General features: G+C 68.7%; 25 protein-coding genes. 8 read left to right on the forward strand and 17 right to left on the reverse strand.

Translation table 11 applies throughout. From position 1 onward, the window contains the following. Nucleotides 1-337 precede the first annotated feature (337 nt). Both HGB39_RS13015 and HGB39_RS13020 read left to right on the forward strand, forming a co-directional pair. On the forward strand, nt 338-1,324 hold the full coding sequence (locus HGB39_RS13015) for a daunorubicin resistance protein DrrA family ABC transporter ATP-binding protein (RefSeq protein ID WP_043788634.1): 987 nt from the start codon (nt 338-340) through the stop codon (nt 1,322-1,324). Then, nucleotides 1,321-2,151, forward strand: coding sequence for an ABC transporter permease (locus HGB39_RS13020; RefSeq protein ID WP_005564446.1), 831 nt, complete (start codon nt 1,321-1,323; stop codon nt 2,149-2,151). Before HGB39_RS13015 ends, HGB39_RS13020 begins: the two co-directional genes overlap by 4 nt. A 53-nt stretch (nt 2,152-2,204) precedes the next feature. Here HGB39_RS13020 and tatA read toward each other — a convergent pair whose 3' ends face one another. Genes tatA through HGB39_RS13035 form a run of 3 tightly spaced genes read right to left on the reverse strand, consistent with a single transcriptional unit; the run spans nt 2,205 to nt 4,656 of the window. Continuing rightward, nucleotides 2,205-2,372, reverse strand: coding sequence for a Sec-independent protein translocase subunit TatA (gene tatA / locus HGB39_RS13025; protein ID WP_005252050.1), 168 nt, complete (start codon nt 2,370-2,372; stop codon nt 2,205-2,207). After that, entirely contained in the window at nt 2,372-3,046 is a 675-nt protein-coding gene (locus HGB39_RS13030; protein ID WP_005564444.1) for a Rid family hydrolase, read from the reverse strand. Before HGB39_RS13030 ends, tatA begins: the two co-directional genes overlap by 1 nt. A gap of 29 nt (nt 3,047-3,075) precedes the next feature. Further along, nucleotides 3,076-4,656 carry a flavin monoamine oxidase family protein gene (locus tag HGB39_RS13035; protein WP_005564441.1) on the reverse strand — a complete coding sequence of 527 codons (1,581 nt, stop codon included), beginning with the start codon at nt 4,654-4,656 and terminating at the stop codon, nt 3,076-3,078. Nucleotides 4,657-4,882: 226 nt separating this feature from the next. Between HGB39_RS13035 and HGB39_RS13040 the strand changes: the two genes are divergently transcribed. Together HGB39_RS13040 and HGB39_RS13045 are read left to right on the forward strand one after the other, a co-directional pair. Beyond that, nucleotides 4,883-6,397, forward strand: a complete 1,515-nt coding sequence (locus tag HGB39_RS13040; RefSeq protein ID WP_005564440.1) for an APC family permease — start codon at nt 4,883-4,885, stop codon at nt 6,395-6,397. Next, entirely contained in the window at nt 6,397-7,140 is a 744-nt protein-coding gene (locus HGB39_RS13045) for an IclR family transcriptional regulator (protein ID WP_005564438.1), read from the forward strand. Before HGB39_RS13040 ends, HGB39_RS13045 begins: the two co-directional genes overlap by 1 nt. A 9-nt stretch (nt 7,141-7,149) precedes the next feature. Here the strand turns inward: HGB39_RS13045 and HGB39_RS13050 are convergent, their stop codons facing one another. Continuing rightward, entirely contained in the window at nt 7,150-10,401 is a 3,252-nt protein-coding gene (locus HGB39_RS13050; RefSeq protein ID WP_064080651.1) for an AfsR/SARP family transcriptional regulator, read from the reverse strand. A gap of 76 nt (nt 10,402-10,477) precedes the next feature. Between HGB39_RS13050 and HGB39_RS13055 the strand changes: the two genes are divergently transcribed. After that, a complete protein-coding gene (locus HGB39_RS13055) occupies nt 10,478-11,347 on the forward strand; it encodes a 1,4-dihydroxy-2-naphthoate polyprenyltransferase (RefSeq protein ID WP_005563673.1) in 870 nt (289 codons plus the stop codon). A 12-nt stretch (nt 11,348-11,359) separates the two neighbouring features. On the opposite strand, the gene HGB39_RS13060 is transcribed toward HGB39_RS13055, so the two are convergent. The 4 genes from HGB39_RS13060 to HGB39_RS13075 all read right to left on the reverse strand — a co-directional run bounded on the left by HGB39_RS13060 (nt 11,360) and on the right by HGB39_RS13075 (nt 13,406). Then, nucleotides 11,360-11,740: a phage holin family protein gene (locus tag HGB39_RS13060; protein WP_005258320.1), complete on the reverse strand. Its 381-nt coding sequence runs from the start codon at nt 11,738-11,740 to the stop codon at nt 11,360-11,362. 60 nt (nt 11,741-11,800) lie between these two features. Beyond that, nucleotides 11,801-12,367, reverse strand: a complete 567-nt coding sequence (locus HGB39_RS13065; protein ID WP_005563675.1) for a Clp protease N-terminal domain-containing protein — start codon at nt 12,365-12,367, stop codon at nt 11,801-11,803. 6 nt (nt 12,368-12,373) lie between these two features. Further along, nucleotides 12,374-12,589 (reverse strand): hypothetical protein, encoded by a 216-nt coding sequence (locus tag HGB39_RS13070; protein ID WP_005258323.1) that lies wholly within the window; start codon nt 12,587-12,589, stop codon nt 12,374-12,376. 64 nt (nt 12,590-12,653) lie between these two features. Next, the gene (locus HGB39_RS13075) at nt 12,654-13,406 is read right to left on the reverse strand and encodes a lysophospholipid acyltransferase family protein (RefSeq protein ID WP_005563677.1); all 753 of its coding nucleotides are present in this window, start codon (nt 13,404-13,406) and stop codon (nt 12,654-12,656) included. Between the two features lie 126 nt (nt 13,407-13,532). Between HGB39_RS13075 and HGB39_RS13080 the strand changes: the two genes are divergently transcribed. Beyond that, a complete protein-coding gene (locus HGB39_RS13080; protein ID WP_005258327.1) occupies nt 13,533-14,078 on the forward strand; it encodes a GNAT family N-acetyltransferase in 546 nt (181 codons plus the stop codon). On the opposite strand, the gene cds1 is transcribed toward HGB39_RS13080, so the two are convergent. Together cds1 and HGB39_RS13090 are read right to left on the reverse strand one after the other, a co-directional pair. Beyond that, the gene (gene cds1 / locus HGB39_RS13085; protein ID WP_054248133.1) at nt 14,066-15,175 is read right to left on the reverse strand and encodes an L-cysteine desulfhydrase Cds1; all 1,110 of its coding nucleotides are present in this window, start codon (nt 15,173-15,175) and stop codon (nt 14,066-14,068) included. The genes HGB39_RS13080 and cds1 overlap by 13 nt on opposite strands. Further along, nucleotides 15,172-15,549 (reverse strand): DUF4229 domain-containing protein, encoded by a 378-nt coding sequence (locus HGB39_RS13090; protein WP_005258331.1) that lies wholly within the window; start codon nt 15,547-15,549, stop codon nt 15,172-15,174. Before HGB39_RS13090 ends, cds1 begins: the two co-directional genes overlap by 4 nt. A 186-nt stretch (nt 15,550-15,735) precedes the next feature. On the opposite strand from HGB39_RS13090, the gene HGB39_RS13095 reads away from it, so the two are divergent. Next, nucleotides 15,736-15,963: a BldC family transcriptional regulator gene (locus HGB39_RS13095; protein WP_005252019.1), complete on the forward strand. Its 228-nt coding sequence runs from the start codon at nt 15,736-15,738 to the stop codon at nt 15,961-15,963. A gap of 135 nt (nt 15,964-16,098) precedes the next feature. Beyond that, nucleotides 16,099-16,302, forward strand: coding sequence for a hypothetical protein (locus HGB39_RS13100; protein ID WP_005252018.1), 204 nt, complete (start codon nt 16,099-16,101; stop codon nt 16,300-16,302). Nucleotides 16,303-16,349: 47 nt separating this feature from the next. Here HGB39_RS13100 and HGB39_RS13105 read toward each other — a convergent pair whose 3' ends face one another. The 7 genes from HGB39_RS13105 to hemL all read right to left on the reverse strand — a co-directional run bounded on the left by HGB39_RS13105 (nt 16,350) and on the right by hemL (nt 23,853). After that, nucleotides 16,350-17,636 carry a MinD/ParA family ATP-binding protein gene (locus HGB39_RS13105; RefSeq protein WP_064080650.1) on the reverse strand — a complete coding sequence of 429 codons (1,287 nt, stop codon included), beginning with the start codon at nt 17,634-17,636 and terminating at the stop codon, nt 16,350-16,352. Nucleotides 17,637-17,730: 94 nt separating this feature from the next. Next, nucleotides 17,731-18,708 (reverse strand): c-type cytochrome biogenesis protein CcsB, encoded by a 978-nt coding sequence (gene ccsB / locus HGB39_RS13110; protein WP_005566502.1) that lies wholly within the window; start codon nt 18,706-18,708, stop codon nt 17,731-17,733. Then, on the reverse strand, nt 18,705-20,369 hold the full coding sequence (gene resB / locus HGB39_RS13115; RefSeq protein ID WP_005566500.1) for a cytochrome c biogenesis protein ResB: 1,665 nt from the start codon (nt 20,367-20,369) through the stop codon (nt 18,705-18,707). Before resB ends, ccsB begins: the two co-directional genes overlap by 4 nt. Next, nucleotides 20,366-21,196: a cytochrome c biogenesis CcdA family protein gene (locus HGB39_RS13120; protein ID WP_005252012.1), complete on the reverse strand. Its 831-nt coding sequence runs from the start codon at nt 21,194-21,196 to the stop codon at nt 20,366-20,368. Before HGB39_RS13120 ends, resB begins: the two co-directional genes overlap by 4 nt. Beyond that, on the reverse strand, nt 21,193-21,792 hold the full coding sequence (locus tag HGB39_RS13125) for a TlpA disulfide reductase family protein (protein WP_005258349.1): 600 nt from the start codon (nt 21,790-21,792) through the stop codon (nt 21,193-21,195). Before HGB39_RS13125 ends, HGB39_RS13120 begins: the two co-directional genes overlap by 4 nt. After that, nucleotides 21,789-22,448, reverse strand: coding sequence for a histidine phosphatase family protein (locus HGB39_RS13130; RefSeq protein ID WP_005566498.1), 660 nt, complete (start codon nt 22,446-22,448; stop codon nt 21,789-21,791). Before HGB39_RS13130 ends, HGB39_RS13125 begins: the two co-directional genes overlap by 4 nt. A 79-nt stretch (nt 22,449-22,527) precedes the next feature. After that, nucleotides 22,528-23,853, reverse strand: a complete 1,326-nt coding sequence (gene hemL / locus HGB39_RS13135; RefSeq protein ID WP_005566496.1) for a glutamate-1-semialdehyde 2,1-aminomutase — start codon at nt 23,851-23,853, stop codon at nt 22,528-22,530. Between the last annotated feature and the right edge of the window lie 45 nt (nt 23,854-23,898).

Here is a 23,898-nt window from a genome sequence, read left to right on the forward strand (position 1 = left end):
GACGGCATGGGGAATACGGCGTCGACGGTGACCAGGCGGCAGTCGCCGTCCACCGGGAGAAACTCCGGGAGGACGCGATCCGCGACGCCGGTACGAGGTCGTCCGGTGGACGTGGCGGGACCTCTTCGACTTCGCCACCGTCAAGGCGCGCTTCGACAGGGCGTGCGCACGCGCAGAGCACCGGCGCTGACCGACGTTCGCCGAGACATTCGCCAGATTCCGGCACAATTGCCCCTGATTCCGACCACTGTCTGTGCATCACCCGACGACAGCGCCCGCAAGCCCGTGCAAGAGGCGTGCAAGCCGGCTGCAAGTGGTGGACTGCATCGTCTACGGCATGAACCTCACTGCAACTCCCCCAGCCATCGAGGCCGACGGGCTCGTGAAGCTCTTCGGCCGTCAGCGCGCCGTCGACGGCGTGAGCCTGTCCGTCCCGACCGGGTCGGTGTACGGAGTGCTCGGCCCGAACGGCGCCGGTAAGACCACGACGGTGCGGATGCTTGCGACGCTGTTGCGTCCGGACGGCGGCGAGGCCCGCATCTTCGGCCACGACGTGGTGCGCGAACCGAATGCGGTGCGCTCATTGGTCGGTGTCACGGGCCAGTACGCGTCCGTCGACGAGGACCTGTCGGCGGTCGAGAATTTGGTGATCTTCGCCCGACTGCTCGGTCTGAGCCGGGGTGATGCCCGCCGCAAGTGCACGGAACTGCTCGAGGAGTTCGACCTCACCGAGGCGGCGACGAAGCCGCTCAAGAATTTCTCGGGCGGTATGCGTCGACGTCTGGATTTGGCGGCCAGCCTGATCGCCCATCCTCCGCTGTTGTTCCTCGACGAGCCGACGACGGGTCTGGACCCTCGGACGCGCGCCCAGATGTGGGACACCATCCGCAGGCTGGTCGCGGACGGGTCGACGGTGCTGCTCACCACGCAGTACCTCGACGAGGCGGATCAGCTGGCCGATCGGATCGCCGTCATCGACCGCGGAAAGGTGATCGCGGACGGCACGGCCGACGAGTTGAAGGCGTCCGTGGGCGTCTCCTCCCTGCAGTTGACGCTGGTCGATCGCGGACAGACCGACGACGCGCGTTCGGTGATCGCCCACACCCTCGGTGTGGAGGTCGCGATCACCCCGGAGATCGGCCGCCTCACCGCGCCGATGACCGATCCGTCGCTCGCCGTGGAACTCCTGATCCGACTGCGCGACCACGGGATCGCCGTCGACGAGATCACCGTCCAGAAGCCGAGTCTCGACGAGGTCTTCCTCACCATCACCGGCCACGGCGCAGACGCCACCGAGGCCGACACCGAACGGAGCGTCGCATGACCACCACCCTCGAATCCCGCGCTCACGCGGGCCCCCAACCGATTCCGGAGGCCCGGAACCGGATCAGCCTCGAGCAATCCGTCGCGAACACGCTGACCATGGCGTACCGGGGGCTGCTCAAGATCAAGCACAACCCGGAGCAACTGTTCGACGTCGTCGTCCAGCCGATCATCTTCACGTTGATGTTCACGTACATCTTCGGTGGCGCCATCTCCGGCGACGTGGCGTCGTATCTGCCGATCATCATCCCGGGCATCCTGGTCCAGACGGTGATCACCACGTCGATCGTGACGGGCACCCAGTTGCGGGAAGACATGGACAAGGGCGTCTTCGACCGCTTCAAGTCCCTGCCGATCGCCCGCATCGCGCCGCTGTCCGGTGCGCTCCTCGCCGACGTCGTGCGGTACGGCATCGCCACGACCATCACGTTCGCCGTCGGTATCGCGATGGGGTACCGGCCTGGCGGCGGTGTCGTCGGAGTGGTGTCTGCCGGCGCGCTCGTCGTCGTCTGCGCGTTCTCGATCAGCTGGATCTTCGCCCTGATGGGTGTTCTGATGAGCAAAGCGTCTTCGGTGCAGGGCATTTCGATGCTCATCCTGTTCCCGCTGACGTTCATGTCCAACGCCTTCGTGCCCGCCGACACGATGCCGGGCTGGATGCAGGCGTTCGTGAACGTCAACCCCGTGTCGCATGTCGTGACCGCGGTGCGTGAACTCGTCAACGACGGCCACTTCGGTGTCCACGTCGTGTGGTCGCTGCTCGGCGCCGCCGTGATCGTCGCGATCATGGCACCGCTGACGGTCCGGACGTACATGCGTAAGGCCTGACACCCGAAGAAAGAAGCGAGCCGGTGGACGCGGGGTCCACCGGCTCGCTTCGCCTATTTCTCCAGTTCGGGGGCGTCCGCCTGCAACTCCCCCACCTCGGTCTTGAGAATCCGCATCGACCGTCCCAGGCCGCGGGCGGCGTCCGGTAGTTTCTTCGACCCGAACAGCACCACGAGCACGACCGCGATGATCGCCCAGTGGCTCGGGCTCAGCGCCCCCACTACTGGGGCTCCTCACCGTCGGGGTACACGGCGTCCACCTCGACCTCGACGAGCCAGCCGGTGGCGGGCAGGCTCGCGACCTCGAGCGCGAACCGGCTGGGACGCGCGGAGTTCCGTTCCATCGGCGCAGCGGGTTCCGCGGTGCCGAGCGGGACCAGTTCGGTGTCACCGGTCTCGAGGTTGGTGTTCGCGAAGAACTGCCGGTAGGCGCGGTTCCAGCCGGCGTAGTCGGCGCGGTCGGTGCCGGGGGCGTTGTCGAGGAACACCCGCATGGTCACGACGTCCTCGAGCGTCAGTCCCTGTGCCTCGAGATTGTCGCGAATCCGCTTCAGCGCGTTGATGCCCTGCGCTTCGGTGATCGTGACTCCGGCCGGGAGTGCGCCGCCCGCGAACACGTCGGTGTCGATGTACGACTCGGGGGTGCCCTCGGGTGCGGCCTTGTTGGACGCGCCGGGACCGATGCCGCTCGACTTGTAGACGGCGGTGCCGCCACCGATGGCCACACCCTGCGCGATCATCGGATTCGCTTCGCCGGCTTCGAGAACGGACTTCGAGACGAACGTGCTGCCGGGCGCTTCCGCTGCCGCCTCCTCGGAGGAGCACGACGCCGCCCCGGCGATCAGAGCGGATGCGGCGAGCGCGGCGGTCACGGCCTTGGTACGAAAAGACTTCACAGTTCACGACTCCTTGTTCGAGGGGAAGGTCAGGCTTCCTGGGCCACGCGCTCGTGGATGTGGGTGACGACGTCGCGGGCGGACGTCAGGGCGCCGTGCTGCCAGGCGATGGCGTTGGACAGGTGGTCGCCGGCGAAATAGATCTTGTCGACGGGTTCGAGCAGCTTCTCGTACTCGGGAGTGGCCGCCCCGCCGTGCGATCCGCCACTGCCCGCCCAGTTGGCCCAGGCACTCTCGGAGTACTTGGTGCGCCGCCAGCTGCCCGAGAACGACGACGAGATGTCGCGGGTGTACTTCTCGCCGTGGATCTCCGAGCCCTCCGCGATCGCCTTGGCGAGCCGCTGGCGGTGCGTGAGGGACTCGAACGCCTCCTGACGCTTGCCGCTGCTGTAGTAGGCGACGACCACACCGCGATCGGAGTTGTAGTGGTCGTACGGGAACATGATCTGCGAGATGTCCTTGTCGGTGTTGGACGCGCCGCCGTAGATGCGGTCCTCCGTCTCCCACCACCGGCGCGAGTACTCGATGCCGAGCTTTCCGGACGACGACGGCTTGGCCGCCTTCAGCGCGGTGAGCACGTCGCCGGGCAGATTGTTCTGCAGTCGTCCGACGAGGTGCGGCGGGATCGTGCAGATCGCGTAGTCGGCGGTGATCGACTTCTTCGAGCCGCCGGCGGTGTATTCGACGGTGACGCCCTCGGACACGTTCTTCATCGACGTCACCTCGGCGCCGAAGACGATGTTGTCGGTGCCGATCCTGTCCTGGAACGCGTAGTAGATCCGGTCCATGCCGCCGACCGGGGTGAACATCATCATCGCCTGGTCGTAGCCGAAGTCGAAGCTGAAGTTGCGGCCGATGCCGCTGCGGATCACTTCCTGCATCGCGAACGGCTTCTTCTCGGTGCCGAAGTTCAGGCCGGCTCCGGGCTCGGAATCGTAACCGCGACGCGAGGATCCGAGGTAGCGGCCGTCGTCGGACAGGTCACCGAAGTCGCTGAGGAACTCCGACAGCGCATCCTTGTCCTCCCGGCTCAGTACCTGATCCAGGGCACCCTGATCGGTGGCCTTCTTCAGCAGTTCCGACATGTAGCCGAACGTGTCGGCCTTCGCGGCCCGGTAGGTGACGGACTGGCCAGACAGCGACGTGTCGCTCTGGTAGTTCACGAACGTGTTGGCGTTCTGGTTTCCGAATCCCTGGATCTCGACGCCGAGTTCGCGGCAGTAGTCGAGCGTGATGTGGCTCTGCGGGATGCGGGTGGCGCCGACGTTGTAGAAGTGGCCCTCCGAGAACGTGCACTTCTGCGTCTCGCCGCTCAGGTCGGTCTCCTCGCTGCCGCCCCGTGCGGTCCAGACGCGGCCACCGGGCCGGGTGCGGGCCTCGAGGACCGTCACCTTGTACCCGGCCTTCTGCAGTTCGAATGCCGAACACAGACCGGCGGGGCCGCCGCCGAGCACGACCACGGAATGGCTGCCCTTCACCTTGCCGATCAGGTCGCCGGCCGCGAGCGGCTGGAAGGTGCGGGCGGGCGCAGCGGTCGACGGTGCGAGCCCGAGCGCCGACATCGCGCCGTACGCGAGGCCTGCGCCGCCGGTGGCCCCGAGGCCCTTCATGAAAGATCTACGTGTGAATGCCAATTCGCGCTCCCATTCTTGCGCCCGGCGACCCGGGTAACTTGTCCGGATTCATCCTGGGAGGGAAGCGAGTCGGGAAGTTGTCGGCGGCGAAACAGTCTGAGGCCGGCGAGCGAGAACGGGCGCCGGCCGTTCTCACTCCCGAGTCGGAGTTCGACCCGAAACCGAAACTTTTCGGCAACACGACCCGGCTAGTTTCACGCGCATGTCAGCCCTTTCCGACGCCATCGCGCGTTCGTTCGCCACCGGCGAGCCCGAACGTCAGGCCCTGTCGCCGTTGCGTGCGCTGGGCAGGCGGCAGTTGTCGGGCTTCGAGGTTCTCGCCCAGTCGGTGGCCACGACGGCGCCTGCGGTGTCGATGGTGGTCCTGCCCGTCACCATGTTCACCCACCAGATGCTGCTGAGCGGTCTGATCACGATCGTCGTCGCGACGGTGGTGGTCTCCCTGATCGCGGTGTGCGTCTCGCAGTTCACGCGACGTATGGCGGCCGCGGGCGGTCTCTACAGTTTCGTGTTCCAGGGCCTCGGCACGCGAGCCGCGCTGACGGCGGGTGTCGCCATGCTGACCAAGTACGTGGGCAGTGCGGTGATGACGCTGTACCACGGTGGCCAGGCCGTGATCGCGACGCTCGGCTTCTTCGGGCTGGAACTGCGCGAACCCGCCGAGCGTCTCCTCGTCTACGCCGGGATCGCGATCGTGATCCTCGCCTGTCTGGTCCGCGGGGTGCGGTTCGCGGCCCTCGCCATCCTCGCCGTCGAATCGTGCTCGTTGCTGTTCATCGTCGGTCTGATGATCGTGACCGGCGCGGGCGGTCAGCACGCCGCGGTGCCGCCGTCCGATTCCGCGTACGGGCCGCTGCTCATGACGCTGGCCGCGGTGTTCGCCCTGGCCGGCTTCGAGAGCGCCACGTTCTTCGGGCCGGAGGCCAAGCGCCCGCTCGCCACCGTCACCCGCACCGTGATGCTCACGCCGATGATCTGCGGCGCTCTGTTCATCTTCTCGGCGTGGGCCGCCTGGTCCGGTCGCACGGACACCCTGGTCAACGCGTATCTGCACGGCACCTCCACCGGGGTCGACTCGGCCGTGGTGATCGCCCTGAACCTCGGGTTGGGCACGTCGTGGCTGGCGTCGGCGATGGCGTCGTCGAATGCCGCGTCGCGGCTGCTGTATTCGATGGGGATCGAACGAGTCGTGCCGCGTCTGTTCGCCCGGGTGCACCGGAGCTACCGCACCCCGTACGCGGCGCTGGCGGTCATCGTGTGCGCCGTGTGCGTCGGTGCCGCGACATTCGGCATCGTCGGCAAGTCGACCGGATTCGGTCACGTGCAGTTGATTGCCAGGAGTGCGGTGGTCGCGGCGTACGTGTTGGTGGCCGTGGCGTCGGTGCGGTTCCTCAGCCGGATCGGGGAGCACACCCCTCTCGTCCTGGTGGCGGGAGTCGCGGGCAGCGCCGCCGGCGGACTCGTCCTGGCCTACATGCTGTTCGTGAACGTGGCCCACGGCTTCGCTATGGTCCCCACCGTGGTGCTGACCCTGTTGCTGTCGGGTTCGGCGTGGCAGCTGTACCTGCGATGGCGCTACCCGGCGAGCCTGCGGTCGATGGGTGTGTTCGATACCGCGGAAACAGACGATGTGCTGCCGGGAGCCGGGGTGTTCGCCACGGACGCCGCCGGGAACCTCGCGTTGACGGCGGCTGGACGTACCCCCGGGTCCCGGTGATGGGCGCCCGAGCGGGGGAGATCGCGGGCCACGAACCACGCGCCGTGCAGAAGGCACTCGCCCTGCTCGAGGCCGTGGCTCAGCTCGGGTCCGGGGCGACCGCGCGAGACATCGCCGCACACGCGGGGATCCCCCAGGCCACGGCGTACCGGCTGCTCAATCTCCTGACCGCCGACGGCTATCTGGTGCGGATCGCCGACCTGTCCGGGTTCGCGCTGGGCCGGCGGACCAGGCAGCTGGCGGGGGCGGATGCGGCGCCGGACCCGGTCGACCACCACGCCGTGCTCGAAGAACTGCGCGAACAGGTGCGTTTCGGGATCCATCTGGCGTCGTTCGCGGGCGGCCGGGTGCGACTCGTCGACCGGGACCCCGACCACGAACTCAGCGGCGAGAACACGATCGCCGCGCACCTGCACGCGTCTGCGATCGGCAAGATCCTCCTCGCGTCCCGTCCGGACCTGGTGCCGTCGAGTCTGCGCCGGGTCACGTCGCGGACCGTCACCGACATCGCCACGCTGCGGGGTGAACTCGACGCCGTCCGTCACACCGGTTCGGCCCGAGAGGTCGACGAGGTGCGGGTGGGCCGCAGCGCCGTCGCCGTCCCGGTGCACGATGCGCAGAACGCGGTGGTCGGATGCCTTGCGGCGATCGGCAAGACCGGACGCCTGGCCGTCGACGATCCGGAACTCACCGACCTCCTGCGATCGTGTGCGGCCCGGGTGAGCGGCCGGGTCCCTGCCTGAGACCGGCACTCAGCTCGAACTGGCGAGCATGTCCAGGATTTCGGCGCGCACCGCACGACGCGACCAGTTGCCGAACCGATTCTGCGCCGACTCCCAGCGGTCCTCCCCCACGTGCTCGACTGCGAACGCGACGTGCCGGGGGTGTCGCAGCGACGCGATGTCCTGCCGCGCCCGGGCCCGGGCCGACAATGCCAGCAACGCGAGGCCACGATCGGAATCACCGTGCGCGAGCTCGAAGCACCCCACCCCGGCCGCCACGGCCCCGGTGACCGGCAGATCCTGGTAGGCAGCCTGTCCCAGCCTCGACAGCGCTGCCTCCGCGAGCTTCGGCACGAACTCCACCATCATCTCGGACCGGCCGTGCAGCACGTGGGCGCACACCACCGACGCCGCCAGCATCATTCCGAACGGATCGGCGTACGGCTCGGACAGCATCCGGGGATACACCATGTCCAGCGCCTCACGGTAGCGGGCGAGCCCGCGTTCGACGTCGCCGTCCGCGAGATCGATTTCCGCGAGACTGCCGGTGGCGGCGGCCCGCCATTCGTCCGGCTGGTGGTCGTCGGTCCCGGTGCCCGCACCGCGATGCTCGAGTACCGTCTCGGCCAGCACTTTCCGGCCGGCCTCCACATCACCGTCGGCGATCAGCGCGGAGGCCTGGAAGCCCCACAACTGATCCGCCTCCTCCTGCGCACCCAGCTTCCGCATGCCCTCGACGGCGTCCTGATAGTGCCGCACCGCGTGCCGGTAGCGCCCGGACTGACTGTGCAGCGAACCGAGGAACTGCGACGCCATCGCCGTGCCCCACACGTCACCGATCGCCCCGCACAGTTCGGACACCGTCGCGGCATCCCTCATCGCGCCGCGGAAGTCGCCGAGGTTCTCCCGCATGCTGGCCCGCGCGGACAACGCGGCCGCGCGGGTCTCCGGATCGTCCGACCGCACCCCGTCCGCGACGACCCTGGCCAGGCGCCGTCCCGAACCCAGCGACAGGATGAGCCGCACCGCGAACGAGGTGACCGACGGAAGGTCGGGGCGGTCCCGGAGCAGGTGACGCAGCCGGATCCGGGCCCGGGCGAGCGTGCGCGTCTGGCCACCGAACACCAAGTGCATCGCCGCGAGCAGGAACGTGTACGCCACCAGTTCCGAACCGACGTCCGTCAGGTCTGCGGCCGCCGTCGACCCGAGAATCCGCGGCGTCCAGTTCATCACCTCCGAGTGCGCGCCCCGAATGGCCCACAGGCCGCCCAGCACCGGGAACACGGTTGCCACCGTCTCCGCGTCGTCGCGCTCGACCGCCCACCGCAGGACCGCGAGCAGGTTGTCGTGGTCGGCGTCGATGTCGTCCGCGAGCGCAACCTGGTCGGATCGGCACCGGCGGAGCGCCTCCGACGCGAACCGGCCGGCCCAGACCCCTTGGCGAGCAAACACTTCCGATTCCTCGCCGGCCGACGCGAGCTGCTCCTCGCCGTACTCGCGCACCGTCTCGAGCATGTAGTAGCGCAGCGTGTCCGACGTCTCCGACACGGACAGCAGGGATTGATTCACGAGGCCCTCGACCGCATCCACGACGTCATCGACGCCGTCCCACTCCGCGATCGTCCGGGCGGCGTCGAGGGTGAACCCCGCCGGGAACCGGCAGAGTCTGCGCAGCGCGATCTGCTGTTGCTCGCCCAGAAGCTGCCAGCTCCAATCGATGACGGCGTGCAGGGTTCGGTGCCGCTCGGGCGACGTCGGGTCGTGCGACCGCAGCAGCGCGAACCGATGCTCGAGCCGTCGGCCGATGTCCTCGACGCTCATGCTGCGTACCCGCGCGGCGGCCAGTTCGATCGCGAGCGGGAGACCGTCGAGGGTGCGGCAGAGGCTGCGCACCGCCTCCGGGTCGAGACGCGCCGTGGGCCGCACCGCGCGGGCCCGCGCCGTGAACAGTTGCACGGCGGGCGCGTCGTCTTCGTCGATCGCGAGCGGCGGCAGCGGGTACACGGCCTCGGACGCGAGCATCAGGGGTGATCGGCTGGTCGCGAGGACCGTCAGCTGGTCGCCGGCCGCCACCAGGTCGGCCACGACCTCGGAGCACGCGCCGATGACGTGCTCACAGTTGTCGAGGATCAGGAGCATCGGCCCTGCCGACAACGCTTCCCGCAGCCGTTCCCGCGCCGAATGGACGCGGCTGACGGTGAGCCGGCCCGGCGCGATGTCGACCTCGCTGAGCCCGAGCGTGCTGCTGATCGCCGCCACGACGTCCTCGCTGCTGCGCAGCGACGCGAGTTCCACCAGAGCCACGGACGTCCCCGCCGCGGCCCGCGCACCCAGTTCGTGCGCGAGTCGCGTCTTGCCGGCACCGCCGGGCCCGAGGATGGTCACCACCCGCGAAGACGTGAGCAACCGCTCGATCTCCGCGATGTCCGAGTCGCGTCCCAGGAGGGCGTTGGGTGCCGCGCGGAGCCCGATCGCCGTCCGGTCCGGCGACGCGAGGAGCGGAGCCGCCACAGCACCGGGACGTCCGCCCCGCAGGATCTCGGTGTGCAGAGCGACGAGCGCCGGCGACGGATCGGCCCCCAGCCGGGACACCATCCGCTTGCGGAAGGTCGCGAACACGTCCAGCGCCTCGTTGTCCCGCCCGAGCCCTGCGAGCGCCCGCATCAGATGCGCGTGCCCCTGCTCGTCCAGCGGTTCTGCGGCGACGTGGGCCAGCGCCTTCGGGAGGGCGGCGTCCCAGTCTTCGGCCGCCACCAGCGCCGCCAGTTCCGCGGCCTCGAGCTGCCCCCGGATCACTGCGGCATCGGCGGCGAGTTCTGTTGCGGCGGCACCCCCGGGAAGGTCCGCGCCCGGGTCGCCCCGCCACAACGCGAGCGCATCGCGGATCTCGTCCGGCCCGACGCTGCGACCGTTCCCCCGGCCTCTCAGCCGGCGTGCCACGTCCTCCGCGCGCGTCAGATCGACGGCATCCCTGGGCACCGCCAGCCGGTAACCGGCCGGGCCGATCTCCAGCGCTCCGTCCGGCAACGCCGCGCGCAGACGGGAGACCTGCGTGTGCAACGCATTCATCGGGGACCGCGGCGGATCCTCGCCCCACACCTCGTCGATGAGGGCCTGCGCCGACCGGCTCCGGCCGGGATCGCGGGCGAGAGCGACCAGCAGGCTGCGCGCGCGGGTGCCGGGCAGCGGCGCGAGCACGCCCGATCGCCACGTCGATATCTCACCCAACAAGGCGACCTGGATCGGTGTGCTTGCCGGTGCCACTCTCTCGTCCACGCTCATGTGCTGGTCCACCGCGTTCGATGGTATTGCACGGCGTGGGTGCGGGCGTCTTCTCGCACGGTGCAAAGATCGGTGCATGGCAACGGCTGCTCAATGGATCGAAGGCGCTCGTCCGCGCACCCTCCCGAACGCGATCGCCCCGGTGCTCGTGGGCACCGGCGCCGCGGCGTCGCTCGGCGGCGCGGTGTGGTGGAAGGCAGTACTGGCACTGGTGGTCTCTCTCGCGTTGATCGTGGGCGTCAATTTCGCCAACGACTACTCGGACGGGATCCGCGGCACCGACGACGAGCGGGTGGGCCCGCTGCGGCTCGTCGGGTCCAAGCTGGTGAAACCGTCGGCGGTGAAGGCTGCGGCCATCGCCTGCTTCGCCGTCGCCGCGGTGGCCGGTCTGGTCCTCGCCGCCACCACCGCGTGGTGGCTCGTGCTGATCGGCGCCCTCTGCATCGTGGGCGCCTGGTTCTACACCGGCGGCAAGAAGCCGTACGGGTACAGCGGCTTCGGCGAGGTCGCCGTCTTCGTGTTCTTCGGTCTCGTCGCCGTGCTGGGCACCCAGTACGTGCAGGCCGAGACGGTGGACTGGGCCGGTCTCGTGTCCGCGATCGCCGTCGGTTCGTTCTCGAGCGCGGTTCTCGTCGCCAACAATCTGCGGGACATTCCCACCGACACCGAGTCCGGCAAGCGCACGCTCGCCGTCCGGCTCGGCGACTCGCGTACCCGCATCCTGCATCTCGTCACGCTGACGGTCCCGTTCGTCGTGACGCTCGTCCTGGTGCTGCGCACCCCCTGGTCGCTCGTCGGACTGCTCGCGCTGCCTCTCGCCGTCCGGGCGAACGCGCCGGTCCGCTCCGGCGGCCTGGGCCTCGCACTGATTCCGGCGCTTCGGGATTCGGGGCTGGCGATGCTGATCTGGGGCGCCGCCACCGCTGTGGCCCTCTTGGTCGCCTGAGCGGCCGCCGGGTCAGTCGCCGTCCGGGAGGACGATGCCGAGGATGAAGTTGACGATCGAGATGATCAGGCCTCCCCATACGGCGGTCCAGAAGCCGTCGATTGTCAGGCCGTAATCGGTCTGGGAGCTCAGCCATGCGGTGAGCAGCAGCATCAGGGCATTGATCACCAGGGTGAACAGGCCGAGCGTCAGGATCAGCAACGGCAGCGACAGCAGCTTCACCAGTGGTTTGACGAAGATGTTGACGACGGTGAACACCGCCGCGATGCCGAGCAGCACCACGATGTCCCAGCCGGTTCCGTTGCCCGAACTGGAGATGTCGATGCCCGACACCCAGGCTGCCGCCAGCCAGATCGCGAACGCGTTGATGACGAGGCGTACCAAGAAGGTCATGGGTGCATGCTGGCACATCGTTCGGACAAACGGGAACTGGATAACCCGGGACCGGGATGGTCAGGCCGCGCGGTCGTCGAGTGCCGCGTGGATGCGACGTCGGAGTTCGCCGACACCGACCTGGACCTCGAGAATCTCCCGTGTCGTGCCGTCGGCAACTCGCAGCACTCCGAGGAAGATGTGCTCGGCGCCGATGTGATCGTCCTTGCGCGCCAGCGCCTCCCGCAGTGACAGTTCGATCGCCTTCTTCGCGTCGCGGGTGAACCCGATGTGCCCCGACTTCCGGCCGAACCAGCCGCGCTTCTCCGCCGGCTCTTCGGGATCGAGGACGCCCTTGCCGAAGTTCTGCTCGAGGCTCTGCCGCACCGCGTCGAGGTCGATCCCGATCGATTCGAGCGCTTCCGCGTCGGCGTCGCTCAAGGCCGTGCCGCGGGTCGCGACGGTCGATCGCGACGTCTCCTCCTCGACGCCGGCGTCGGCGAGGATGCCGTGGACGGGTTCGGTTTTCGCGGACAGCAGCGCGAGTACGAGGTGTTCGGGCCCGATCTGGGGCGACTTCAGTGCGCGCGCTTCCTGTTGCGCGCCGATCACCACCGCCCGGGCGTCCGTCGAGAATCGTTCGAACATGCGCCGTTACCTCCCTCTCCGATTGTGCTTCTGATGGACGGCCTGCCTGCTCACCTCGAGGGAATCGGCGATCGCCTGCCAGGACCAGCCCTGGGCGCGGGCGTTGGCGACCTGGATGGCCTCGAGCCGTTCGAGGAGACGCCGCAGCGCACGCACGGCCCGCAACCCCTCGGCGGGGTCGGGGCTGCCCGCCGCTGCGGCGAGCGTGGTTGCTTCGGTCATGCATGTCAATTTAGATTGACACCGACCGGGTGTCAACCCGCCTTGACAGATCTCGGGGCGGCCGTCAGTACGCGGCGACCGCCCCGTCGACGGCGATCTGCAGTTCCTTCTGCACGACGTGGGCGATGTCCATCGGCTTCGCCGGGAGGTCGAACAGCGGTTCCCCGACGAAGACGCTGGCCGACTTCACGTTCTCGGGGTCGGGCCCGTGGGCGTCCGGCCCGTAACTGATGCCGATGGACAGCAGCACGGGTGAGACTCCGCGATCTGCCGCACGTTTCGCGATGTGACCGATTCCGCTGTTGATGTGCTGCAGGCGGGTCGGGTCGTCCTCGTTGCACGTGCCCTCGGGGAAGATCGCCAGGTTGTCACCGCGACAGAGCCGTTCGGAGGAGATGTCCATCATGAGGCGGCCCGCGTCGGCGACCGCCCGGAGCCCGTAGTTCTTGCTGCGGAACACCGGGATGCCGCCCATCATGTCGACCTTCTTGTGCAAGTCGGGGTCGACGAACAATTCGTCTTTGGCGAGCACCCGGGTGCGTCCGATCGCGCGGCGCAACGGCGTGTTCCAGGCCGTGGCCGCAAGCGTGTACTGGTCGCTGTGGGTGATGTGATTGGCGGCGACGATCAGCACCCTGCCGGACTTCACGAGCCCGGCGAGCTGCGCCTTCGCGTCGTCCGCGTACACGACCCGCGGCCGGTATTTCGCATACAGCGACGCGTACGCCAGCTTGGCGAGCATCCGATTCTGCTGATGGTCGCGGTAGTACGCGTACACCGCTTCGTAGTTCTCGAGAGTTACCTCGGGCTTGTCCATGCTCGTCCCCACTCCGTCGTCCTATCGCCAGGCTACCAACCTACGGTTGCGTAGCCTACGGTGGAGTAAGTTTGGGAAAGTGCAGGGAAACTGTGCGAACAGCACGATTTCGGGTACAAAAGACCTGTGATCCGCCCGGCCATTTCCACCGACCTGCCCGTCCTGCAAGACATCGAAATCGCGGCGGGAGCGCCGTTTCGTGACATCGGAATGGACGCCGTCGCCGACGATCCCCCGTTCACACTCGACGAGTTGACCGAATACCTCCAGCTGGAATGCATTTGGGTCGCGGTCGACGCAGACGATGCCCCGGTCGCATACGCACTCGTCGCCGTGGTCGACGGGGCCGCCCACATCGAGCAGGTGTCGGTCCACCCCGGCCACGCCCGTCAGGGCCTCGGCGCCCTGCTCCTCGACGAGATCTCGTCGTGGGCGGCGGTCCGCGGGCTGCCCGCCCTCACCCTCACCACGTTCGTCGACGTCCCGTGGAACGCCCCCTACTACGAGCGGCTGGGTTTCCGCCCCCTGCCGGAGGACGCCCTGACCCCGGGCCTGTCACGCATCCGCGCCGACGAGGCCCGGCACGGCCTCGCCGCGTGGCCGCGGGTCACGATGTCCCGCCCGGTGACGGCGCCGGTGCGTACCGGCGCGACCGCGCCTCAGCCGGGCTGACCGGGCCACTCCCCGGTCGCCGCGAAGCGGTCGAGCACCGCGGTCGGACCGGTGAGGTCGATACCCTCCCCGGCCACCCAGTCGTCGTCGAAGTAGGTGTCCGCGTAGCGTTCGCCGCCGTCGCACAGGATCGTGACCACACTGCCGGACCGTCCGGCCGCGAGCATCTCCGCGACGACGGTGAACGCACCCCACAGGTTCGTGCCCGTGGAACCGCCGACCCGGCGACCCAGCACCGAACTGGCGTGCCGAGCCGCCGCGATGGACGCGGCGTCGGGCACCCGCATCATCCGGTCGATGACCTGCCCGACGAACGACGGCTCCACCCGCGGCCTGCCGATGCCCTCGATGCGCGAGGGCATCCCCGTCGCGTAGTCACAGGAGTTGGTGTCGTAGCCGCCGAAGAACGCCGAGTTCTCCGGATCCACCACGAGCAGCCGGGTCGCGTGCCTGCGGTAGCGGATGTACCGGCCCAGCGTCGCGCTGGTGCCGCCGGTGCCGGCGCTCATGACGAGCCACTGCGGCACCGGGTGCTCTTCACGAATCATCTGGTGGTAGATCGACTCGGCGATGTTGTTGTTGCCCCGCCAGTCGGTGGCCCGCTCCGCGTGCGTGAACTGGTCCATGAAGTGACCGCCCGTCTCCGCGGCGAGCCGTCGGGCCTCGCTGTAGATCTCCGGCGGCCGGTCGATGAAGTGGCAGCGACCGCCCTGCGCCTCGATGAGGGCGATCTTCGCGCCGCTCGTGCTGCGCGGCATGACGGCCACGAAGTCGAGTCCGAGCATCTTCGCGAAGTACGCCTCGCTGACGGCCGTGGACCCCGAGGACGCCTCGATGACCGTGGTCCCCTCGGTGATCCATCCGTTGCAGATCGCGTAGAGGAACAGCGATCGGGCCAGCCGATGCTTGAGGCTGCCCGTGATGTGGGTCGACTCGTCCTTCAGGTAGAGCTGCACACCCCATTCGACGGGCAACGGGTACCGCAGCAGGTGCGTGTCGGCGCTGCGCTGCGCGTCGGCGTCGATGAGACGGACAGCGTTGTCCACCCAGTCACGCGGAAAGCTCCGGTCGATGACGACGCAGTCGCCGTCCGTCACCGGGACGTGCCCTCACCGCGGAGCCTGGCACGCAGGTCGGCCTGGTCGGCGCGACGCTGCGCGTCGAACGCGGCGATCCCCTCGTTGACCCGCCGGCGGAGTTTCGCGAACAGCAGCAGCGACAGCGGGAGTGCGATGAGGACCGCGAAGATGGCGGCGACGAGCAGCGGCACGGCGACTCCGACTAGTGCAGCCACCCCGAGGATGATGGCGCCGATGACGACGACCAGCAGCAGCCGGGCGATCGAATAGATCGCGACGTCGCGCGCCAGCTGCCCCTTGGTCACCCGCCCGTCCTGCTTCGCCGGTGCGCTCGAATCGGCTGTGACGGGGCGCTCGACCTGGTCTTCTGGCTTCTCGGATGACTCACTCACGCTCCCAGGTTACCCATCGCCGAGCCCGCCCCTCACACGTCCGACTTATCCGATTTGTCTATTACCTCCCCTTTACCAACATTAGATCGTTCGAGTACCCGGGGGGCCAGATGTCACGATGACCGAGATCAGTCGCAACAGCGGCCGGCTTCAGCACAGACCAGTCGAAAGCAGTGGAGGACCGTCGTGAGCGCACCCACCTACAACGGACCCGGATTCAGCGGATCCAACGAAGCCCTCATGACCCCGGGCCAGGTGGCTGCCCTGTTCCATGTCGACCCGAAGACCGTGACGCGATGGGCGCACGCGGGCCGGCTCGGATCGCTGCGCACCCCCGGCGGGCACCGCCGCTTCCGCGAGGCCGAGGTCATGCAGCTGCTCCGCTCCCTGACGACGGAGGCGGGCCGACCCTGATATTGGGCGGGCAGCCGTAGAGCTGACCGCGACCGCACTACCCGGACGCCCTGCGACCGGATAAGTGCCCTCTGCCGCCGACGCGGCTACGCTCAGGGATACCGGCTACCCTCGAGCGGTGTAAGGAGGTGCGCGGTGATCTATCTGTTGGCACTCATCGGGCTCGTGACAGTGGCGGTCCTGCTCTGGAAGGCGTTCGGCCCGAACACCAGGCCCGTGCTCAGCAATCGGGTGCAGGGACCCGACGACGATCCGGATTTCCTCTGGAAGGTCGATCGGGAGACCCGTCGGAAGAAGTCCGACGAACCCGATGCCGGTCCGGCGGACCCCGCCGGGTGAGCCGAAGCCGGGGTGCCGGTCGATCCGGCACCCTCGGTCTCATTGCCTCAGCGACGATCCTGTAGCGCGAAACTGGACGCCGGGAAGTCCGACGCCACCGCAGCGGCCAGTTCGAGAAGAGCGTTGCGCGTCTTGGGACGCAGTCGCTCCAGTTCGATCTCGGCGCCCTCTTCGAGGTGCGGATCGAACGGAATCAGCCGGACCAGGCGGCACCGCTGCTCGAAGTGCTCGACGACCTTCGGCAGATCCACCTTGCCCGACCGCGGGCGGACTGCGTTGACGACGGCCACCGACCGGGACACCAGTTCGCGGTATCCGTGGGCGTCGAGCCAGTCGAGGGTCGCGGAGGCGCTGCGGGCGCCGTCGACGGACCCCGAGCTGACCACCACGAGCGCGTCGGCCTCTTCGAGGATGGTCTGCATGGCGGAATGCATCAGTCCGGTGCCGCAGTCGGTGAGGACGATGCTGTAGAACTTCTCGAGCATCGTGACGGTCCGCGAGTAGTCGTCCGCGCTGAACGCCTCCGACACCGCCGGGTCGCTGTCGGACGCGAGCACCTCGAGCCGGTGCCGGCTCTGCGACGTGTAACTGCGGACGTCGCTGTACTTTTCGATGCTCTGCTCGTCGCGCAGGAGATTGCGCACCGTGGCCGGGGTCTCGAGGGGAATCTTCTGACTGAGCGTGCCCCGGTCGGGGTTGGCGTCGACGGCGATGACGCGGTCGCCGCGCAGTGACGCGAACGTGGAGCCGAGGGTCGCGGTGGTGGTGGTCTTGCCCACTCCGCCCTTGAGGCTCAGCAGCGCGATCTTGTAGCAGCCCTGCAGCGGCTGGTTGACCTGCTTGGTCAGCTCGATCCGGCGCTGTTCCTTCGCGCTGTTGCCGACGTTGATGTAGCGGCCGGACAGTTGGTACAGCGCCTTGCGCCATCCCGTGGTGGGGGCCGGCTTGACCTGCTTGAGGAGCAGCGACGTCGACAGGTCACGCGCCGACACCGCGTACTGCTGATCGGCATTCGTGGTGTGCGGGCGGGGTTGCTGGGGTGCGTGCTGGACCGGCGCCTGCTGCGGCGGCGTGAACGCTCCCTGCACGGGAGTCTGCTGCGGGGCCGGGGCCTGCTGCGGGACGGGTGCGGCGGCCGGGGCCTGGGTCTGCGGCCGCGCGGGTGCGGCGGCCGGGGCCTGGACACCGGGCTGCGCGAACGGGTTGGGACCCTGCGGCTGAACGTACGGAGCCTGCCGCGCGGCGTTCCACGCGGCGGCCGATGCGTGGTCGTCCCCGGGCGGATTCGATGCAGGCCGTACCGGCTCCCACATGCCGGCGTTGTTTTCGGACATGACTCAACATCCCCCTCGTGAAGTCTCCATCGTCCCCTCCGAATCACACCGATCGGAGACGTCGCGGCGGAAGGATATCAGTCGGTGACTACCGTCAGTTGAGGCCCGCGTACGAGTGCAATCCCGACACCACCATGTTGATGATGAACAGGTTGAACAGCATCGCGACGAAGCCCGCCACGTTGATCCAAGCGGCCTTGGTGTCGCGCCATCCCGACGTCGCACGGGCGTGGAGGTAGGCGGCGTAGATCACCCAGGCGATGAACGACACCGTCTCCTTGGGGTCCCAGCCCCAGAATCGGCCCCAGGCGGCCTCGGCCCAGATGGCGCCGAGGATGACGCCCGCGCCGAACAGCGGGAACCCGATGATGGTGGTCTTGTATGCCAGCCGGTCCAGGGTCTGCGCGTCGGGTAGCCGCTCCGCGATCCGCGCGAACACGCCCGTTCCTTCCTCGCCGCGCGGGTACCGCATGCGCAGCAGGAACAGCAGGCTCGCGATGCCCGACACCAGGAACACACCGGAACCGACGCTCACGATGGTGACGTGGATGGGCAGCCAGTACGACCGCAGTGCGGGCACCACGGGTGCCGCGTCCGCGTACAGCACGGTGGCGGCGAGGAACATCAGGATCAGGACGGGGACGAGCAGGAACACCCACATCGACCGGTACGCCGGCTTCGACAGGAGTGCGAGACCGACGACGAGTGCCGCTGCGCAGGCCATCGTGACGAACTCGTACATGTTGCCGAGCGGGAACCGCTCGGTCGCGAATCCGCGCAGCACGATCGACGCGAAGATCAGCACCGTGCCGACGACGAGCACGGCCGCGCCCATGCCGCCGAAGCGCTCGGACATGGGTTTCTTCGGCTGCTCGACCAGTCGACCGGGCACCGAGGGCGCGTCGGCCGAGCGTGCACCGGAGCCTGCCGACACGAGTTCCCGGTCCTGCACTGCCTGCGCCCGGGTGGACGCGTACTGCACGATGAGCAGCACGAGTGCCAGCACCAGGACGGTGAAGGCAGATCGGAAGGCCCAGTCGCTGTACTGCGCCAGTGTCTCGTTGGTCGTCATCGTTGGCTCTCCTGCGCGTCAGGCTTCGTGTCGTCCGTGAGCAGACGGGTGCAGAGTCGGCCGAACTCGTCGCCCCAGCCGGCCTGATCGGTCCGGGCGAGTCCACCAAGCTCTACTACAGTACGTCGTGGGTCAAGATCGGACGCGTCCGCGGGGTAGATGCGGGCCCACACGCGGCGACGCTTGACCAGCAGCGAGACGAGCAGTCCGGCCATCATCGTCAGCGCCGACACCAGCACCCACTGCTGGGCCGGGTCGTGCGACACCTGCAGGTTCACGAAGTCCACGGCACCGTCGAACCGCACCTGGGTGCCGTCGGCCAGCGTCGAACTCTCCCCCGGTTTCAGATTCACCCGGTCCTGCTTCACGAGCCGGCCCTGGTTGATCAATTCGGTGTTCAGCGAGAACAGCGACTGCGGATTGCCCGTGTCGAGGCCGGTGTCGCCCTTGTAGATGTCGATGGCGACGGCCGGGTCGTTCATGGCCGGGTAGCTCGACGCCAGCAGATTGCCGTGCAACAGCGCGGTCGGGGCGAACAGTCCCTCGATCGCGATCTGATTCTTCCGGCGCTCGTCGGTGTCGGTGTACATGCCGCCGGGCGGGTCGAACCGCATCGCACCGCTGCTGAGGAACGTCGTCGCGTCGTCGGGACGCCACTGCAGCGTCTCGGTGCGGGTTTCCCCGTTCGGGAACGTGACGGTGAACGTCGGCGCGTACCCGTGCCCCTGCAGGTAGACGCGGTCGCCCTCGACGCGAAGCGGGTGGTTGACCTGCAACTGTCCGTCCCGCCACGTGTTCGTCTCGAGGTCGTCGCCGGCCTGGTAGGCGATGTTGGATGTGAACATCTCGGCCTGACCGCTGTCGAGGTAGTCGGCCGCGAAGTCCTTGACCTTGACGCACAGCGGCGTCATGCCGGTGCCGTCCTGCGTGTTGCCCGCCTTGAACGAGTCGAAGACCGCGGGCGACGTGGTGCAGAAGCCGGGACCGTTGTTGGCGACCACGATGACGTTGCCCTCGTAGCCGAACAGCTTGCCGACGGCGATCGCGACGAGCAGCGCCACGAGCGACAGGTGGAAGACCAGGTTGCCGAGCTCGCGGAAGTAGCCCTTCTCCGCGGAGATGGTGATCTCGCCGTCGTGCGCGGCGCGCTCCCCGCCCGCGCGGGTCTCGACCCGCCACCCCTTCAGGTGGGTGCGGATGCGGGCGGCGAGTTCCTCCGGCGTCTCGTCGACGCGGTCCTCGTGGTGGTGCGGCAGTCGCGCGAGGTTCCGCGGGGCAGGCACCGGACGGGTGCGCAGCGCCTTGGCGTGGTCGACACAGCGCGGCAGGATGCAGCCGACGAGGGAGATGAAGAGCAGGACGTAGATCGCGGTGAACCAGAAGCTGCCGAACACGTCGAACAGCTCGAGCTTGTCCATCCACGGACCGAGGGTCGGCCGATTCGAGATGTATTCGTCGACCTTGCCCGCGTTGAGGCTGCGCTGCGGGAGCAGCGCGCCGGGAATGGCCGCGAGGGCCAGCAGGAACAGCAGCACCAGCGCCGTGCGCATGGACGTGAGGCCACGCCAGGTGTTGCGGACGACCGCGAACGCGCGGCCCGGCAGCGATTGACGGGGCACCGGTGCGGCTTCCGGGGCCTCGGAAATCTGGGTGTCGCTCATATAGGGAGGGTCACTTCCGAGATAAAGGCGTCGCGAACCCAGCCGACGAACTGGTCCCACGCGCCGGTGACGAGGGCGACGCCCACGGCCACCAGCATGATTCCGCCGAAGATTTGAATGGTGCGCGCGTTGCGGCGCAGCCAGCCGACACCGCGCAGCGCCCGGGACGAGCCGAGCGCCAGGATCACGAACGGCAACCCGAGGCCGAGGCAGTACGCGACGATCAGGGCCACTCCGCGGGCGGCGGTGGCACCGTCGGTGCCTGCGGCCAGTGAGATGACACCCGCCAGGGTGGGGCCGAGGCACGGGGTCCAGCCCAGTGCGAACACGGCACCGAGCAGCGGGGCCCCGGCCAGGCTGGAGATGCGGCGCGGCTCGAGCCTCGTGTCGCGCTGCAGGGCCGGGATCAGGCCGATGAACACCAGGCCCATGGCGATGGTGACCACCCCGCCGACCCGCATCAGGATGTCGCGGTTGATCGCGAGCGCCGAGATGGCGCCGAACACGGACGCGGTGGCCAGCACGAACACCACGGTGAAACCGGCGACGAACAGGGCCGCGGCGCCCGCGACCCGCAGCCGACCGTCGGCGACCGTCTTCGTGCGGGTGGCCGCCTCCTCCGCGGTGACGGCCGGGGCGTCCGCGCCGACCACACCCGCGAGGTAGGACAGGTATCCGGGCACGAGGGGCACGACGCACGGCGACGCGAACGACACCAGACCGGCGAGGACGCACGCGCCGAGCGCGAGCAGCAGCGGTCCGGATGCAGCAGTGGACTGGAAGGCGTCGCCGACGCCACCGGCGAGAAGGGTAGTGCTGGTGCTCACGATTCCTGCGCCACCCGTTCGACCACCGGCTTCAGGTCCTCGGCGAGCAGTTCCTTCAGGAACACCGCGGCCACGCGGTGGTCCCGGTCGAGCACGATCGTGGTGGGGATGACGCTCGTGGGGTAGTTCTGCCCCAGCGCGATCATCGTCCGCATGGCGGGGTCGTAGATCGACGGATACGACACCTTGTTGTCGATCACGAAGTCCTGCGCCTTGTCCTGCTGGTTGTCCCGCACGTTGATCCCGAGGAACGACACTCCCTGATCCTTGGTCTCCTCGTACACCTGCTCGAGGTCGTTGGCCTCACCCCGGCACGGGCCGCACCACTGCCCCCACACGTTGAGGACCACGACCTGCCCCTCGAAATCGTCGAGCGAGGTGGTCTTGCCCTCGGTCATCAGATCGGGTCCGGACACCGTGCCGATGGTGCCGCGGTCGGCGGGCGGGTCGTAGAAGATCTCCGTCTGTCCGCCCGGCGACACGAAGTCGAACGTGCCGCCCTGGGCCACGGCGTCGTCGCCGGACGCACACGCCGACAGCGACACCGCGGCCGTACAGATCACCGCGAGAAGCCCGGCGAAGCGCCCCCGACTCATGCCCCGGTCACCCTCGGATCCGACGCGCCCGCGGGCTCCGAGTACACGATGTCGATGAGGGTGTCGCCCTCGTAGACGAGGGACGTCAGCGACGCGAGACCGCACTGGCGGTGCCGCGGGTCGTGCCACAGCCGCTCCCCCTGCAGGAATCGGCGGAGGGTCCAGACGGGGAGCTGGTGGCTGACGACGACGGCCTCGTGGCCCACCGCCGACACGCGGGCGCTGTTGACGGCGGCCAGCATGCGGTGCGCGATTTGCAGGTACGGCTCACCCCAGGACGGTGTGAACGGGTCGCGCAGTTTCCACCAGTGCCGGGGACGGGACAGCGCGCCGTCGCCGACGGACACCTTGAGGCCCTCGAATTCGTTGCCTGCCTCGATGAGGTTCTCGTCGGTCGCGATCTCGACGCCGTGCGCGTCGGCGATCGGAACCGCCGTCTCCTGCGCCCGCTGCAGCGGCGAGGACACCACGTGCGTGATGTCGTGCTTGGCCAGCACCGACGCCACCGCGCGGGCCTGCGCCTCACCCGTCACCGACAGCCGGAACCCGGGGAGCCTGCCGTAGAGGATTCCTCGCGGGTTGTGCACCTCGCCGTGCCGGAGCACGTGCACGATGGTGCGGGTCTGTGTGTGGTCGGGATGATCGGCTTCGGTCACGTTGCGGTTCCTCGGGTCGGGACGGGAGGGCGGGTGGGTGTCGGCGGCAAGGCTGCCGGCTGCGAGGGGGGAGGACACGTCAGGGCTGGACGGCCGCGGCGGCGGCCTTCGCGGCGTGCGGCAGGGCGTCGGCGATGATCGAGAATGCTCTGTCGTCCATGGCGGCGGAGACGAACCACGCCTCGAACGCGCTCGGCGGCGGGTACACACCGCGTGAGAGCAGCCCGTGGAAGAACGCCGGGAAGCGCCAGGTCTGGGCGGCCTTGGCCTCGGCGTAGTTCGTCACCGGGTCCTCGCTGAAGAACACGCTGAGCATCGTCCCAGCGGTCTGCACCCGGTGCGGCACGCTCTCTGCGGTCAGCGCGTCGGACAGCAGGGTCCGCAGGGTGGCACTGTTGCGCTCGAGTGCGTCGTACACGCCCTGGTCGGCGGCGCGCAGGCTGGCGAGCCCGGCGGCGACGGCGACGGGGTTCCCGGACAGGGTGCCTGCCTGGTAGACGGGTCCGGCCGGGGCGAGATGCGCCATGACGTCGGCGCGGCCACCGAATGCGGCGGCGGGCAGACCACCGCTCATCACCTTGCCGAACGTGTACAGGTCACCGGCGACGCCGTCGAGTCCGTACCAGCCGGCGGAGCTGACGCGGAATCCGGTCATCACCTCGTCCATGATGAGCAGCGCGCCGTTGTCGCTGGTCAGCTTCCGCAGGCCCTCGTTGAATCCGGGCTGCGGCGCCACTGCGCCCATGTTGCCGGCGGCGGCCTCGGTGATGACGCACGCGATCGCGCCCTCGTTCGCGGCGAAGGCCTGGGCGACGGCGTCGAGGTCGTTGTAGGGAACGACGATGGTGTCCTCGGCCTGCGCGCCCGTCACGCCGGGCGATGTCGGAAGGCCGAACGTGGCGAGCCCCGAACCGGCGTCGGCCAGCAGGGCGTCGACGTGTCCGTGGTAGCAGCCGGAGAACTTGAGGACCTTGGTTCGGCCCGTGAAACCGCGGGCGAGGCGGACGGCGCTCATGGTGGCTTCGGTGCCGGAGTTGACCAGGCGCACCTTCTCCACCGGCGCGACCCGGCCGACGATCTCCTCGGCCAGTTCGATCTCGCCCTCGGTGGGTGCGCCGAACGACAGGCCGGTGGCGGCCGCTTTCTGCACTGCCTCGACGACGGCGGGGTGCGCGTGCCCGAGGATCATCGGTCCCCACGAGCAGATGAGGTCGACGTAGTCGTTGCCGTCGACGTCGGTGAGCGTGTAACCGGACGCTTCCCTGATGAACCGGGGGGTGCCGCCGACCGAGTGGAAGGCCCGCACCGGGGAGTTGACGCCGCCGGGAATGACCAGATCAGCCCTCTCGAAGAGCTGGGCGGAGCGGGATGCGTGCACGTCGGGGTCACCGGAGGAAACAGTCACGGCCTCCAGTGTCCCAGTTCTGTCGAATTTGCCAACGACAGGGTG

This window comes from Rhodococcus opacus, from assembly GCF_012396235.1.
GTDB lineage: Bacteria > Actinomycetota > Actinomycetes > Mycobacteriales > Mycobacteriaceae > Rhodococcus_F > Rhodococcus_F opacus.

What these genes read in the sequence shown, in the direction of transcription:
- HGB39_RS13015 (WP_043788634.1), top strand. Translation starts at nt 338, where the DNA reads ATGAACCTCACTGCAACTCCCCCAGCCATCGAGGCCGACGGGCTCGTG.
- HGB39_RS13020 (WP_005564446.1), top strand. Translation starts at nt 1,321, where the DNA reads ATGACCACCACCCTCGAATCCCGCGCTCACGCGGGCCCCCAACCGATT.
- HGB39_RS13035 (WP_005564441.1), bottom strand. Translation starts at nt 4,656, where the DNA reads ATGAAGGGCCTCGGGGCCACCGGCGGCGCAGGCCTCGCGTACGGCGCG.
- HGB39_RS13040 (WP_005564440.1), top strand. Translation starts at nt 4,883, where the DNA reads ATGTCAGCCCTTTCCGACGCCATCGCGCGTTCGTTCGCCACCGGCGAG.
- HGB39_RS13045 (WP_005564438.1), top strand. Translation starts at nt 6,397, where the DNA reads ATGGGCGCCCGAGCGGGGGAGATCGCGGGCCACGAACCACGCGCCGTG.
- HGB39_RS13050 (WP_064080651.1), bottom strand. Translation starts at nt 10,401, where the DNA reads ATGAGCGTGGACGAGAGAGTGGCACCGGCAAGCACACCGATCCAGGTC.
- HGB39_RS13055 (WP_005563673.1), top strand. Translation starts at nt 10,478, where the DNA reads ATGGCAACGGCTGCTCAATGGATCGAAGGCGCTCGTCCGCGCACCCTC.
- HGB39_RS13060 (WP_005258320.1), bottom strand. Translation starts at nt 11,740, where the DNA reads ATGACCTTCTTGGTACGCCTCGTCATCAACGCGTTCGCGATCTGGCTG.
- HGB39_RS13065 (WP_005563675.1), bottom strand. Translation starts at nt 12,367, where the DNA reads ATGTTCGAACGATTCTCGACGGACGCCCGGGCGGTGGTGATCGGCGCG.
- HGB39_RS13070 (WP_005258323.1), bottom strand. Translation starts at nt 12,589, where the DNA reads ATGACCGAAGCAACCACGCTCGCCGCAGCGGCGGGCAGCCCCGACCCC.
- HGB39_RS13075 (WP_005563677.1), bottom strand. Translation starts at nt 13,406, where the DNA reads ATGGACAAGCCCGAGGTAACTCTCGAGAACTACGAAGCGGTGTACGCG.
- HGB39_RS13105 (WP_064080650.1), bottom strand. Translation starts at nt 17,636, where the DNA reads ATGTCCGAAAACAACGCCGGCATGTGGGAGCCGGTACGGCCTGCATCG.
- ccsB (WP_005566502.1), bottom strand. Translation starts at nt 18,708, where the DNA reads ATGACGACCAACGAGACACTGGCGCAGTACAGCGACTGGGCCTTCCGA.
- resB (WP_005566500.1), bottom strand. Translation starts at nt 20,369, where the DNA reads ATGAGCGACACCCAGATTTCCGAGGCCCCGGAAGCCGCACCGGTGCCC.
- HGB39_RS13125 (WP_005258349.1), bottom strand. Translation starts at nt 21,792, where the DNA reads ATGAGTCGGGGGCGCTTCGCCGGGCTTCTCGCGGTGATCTGTACGGCC.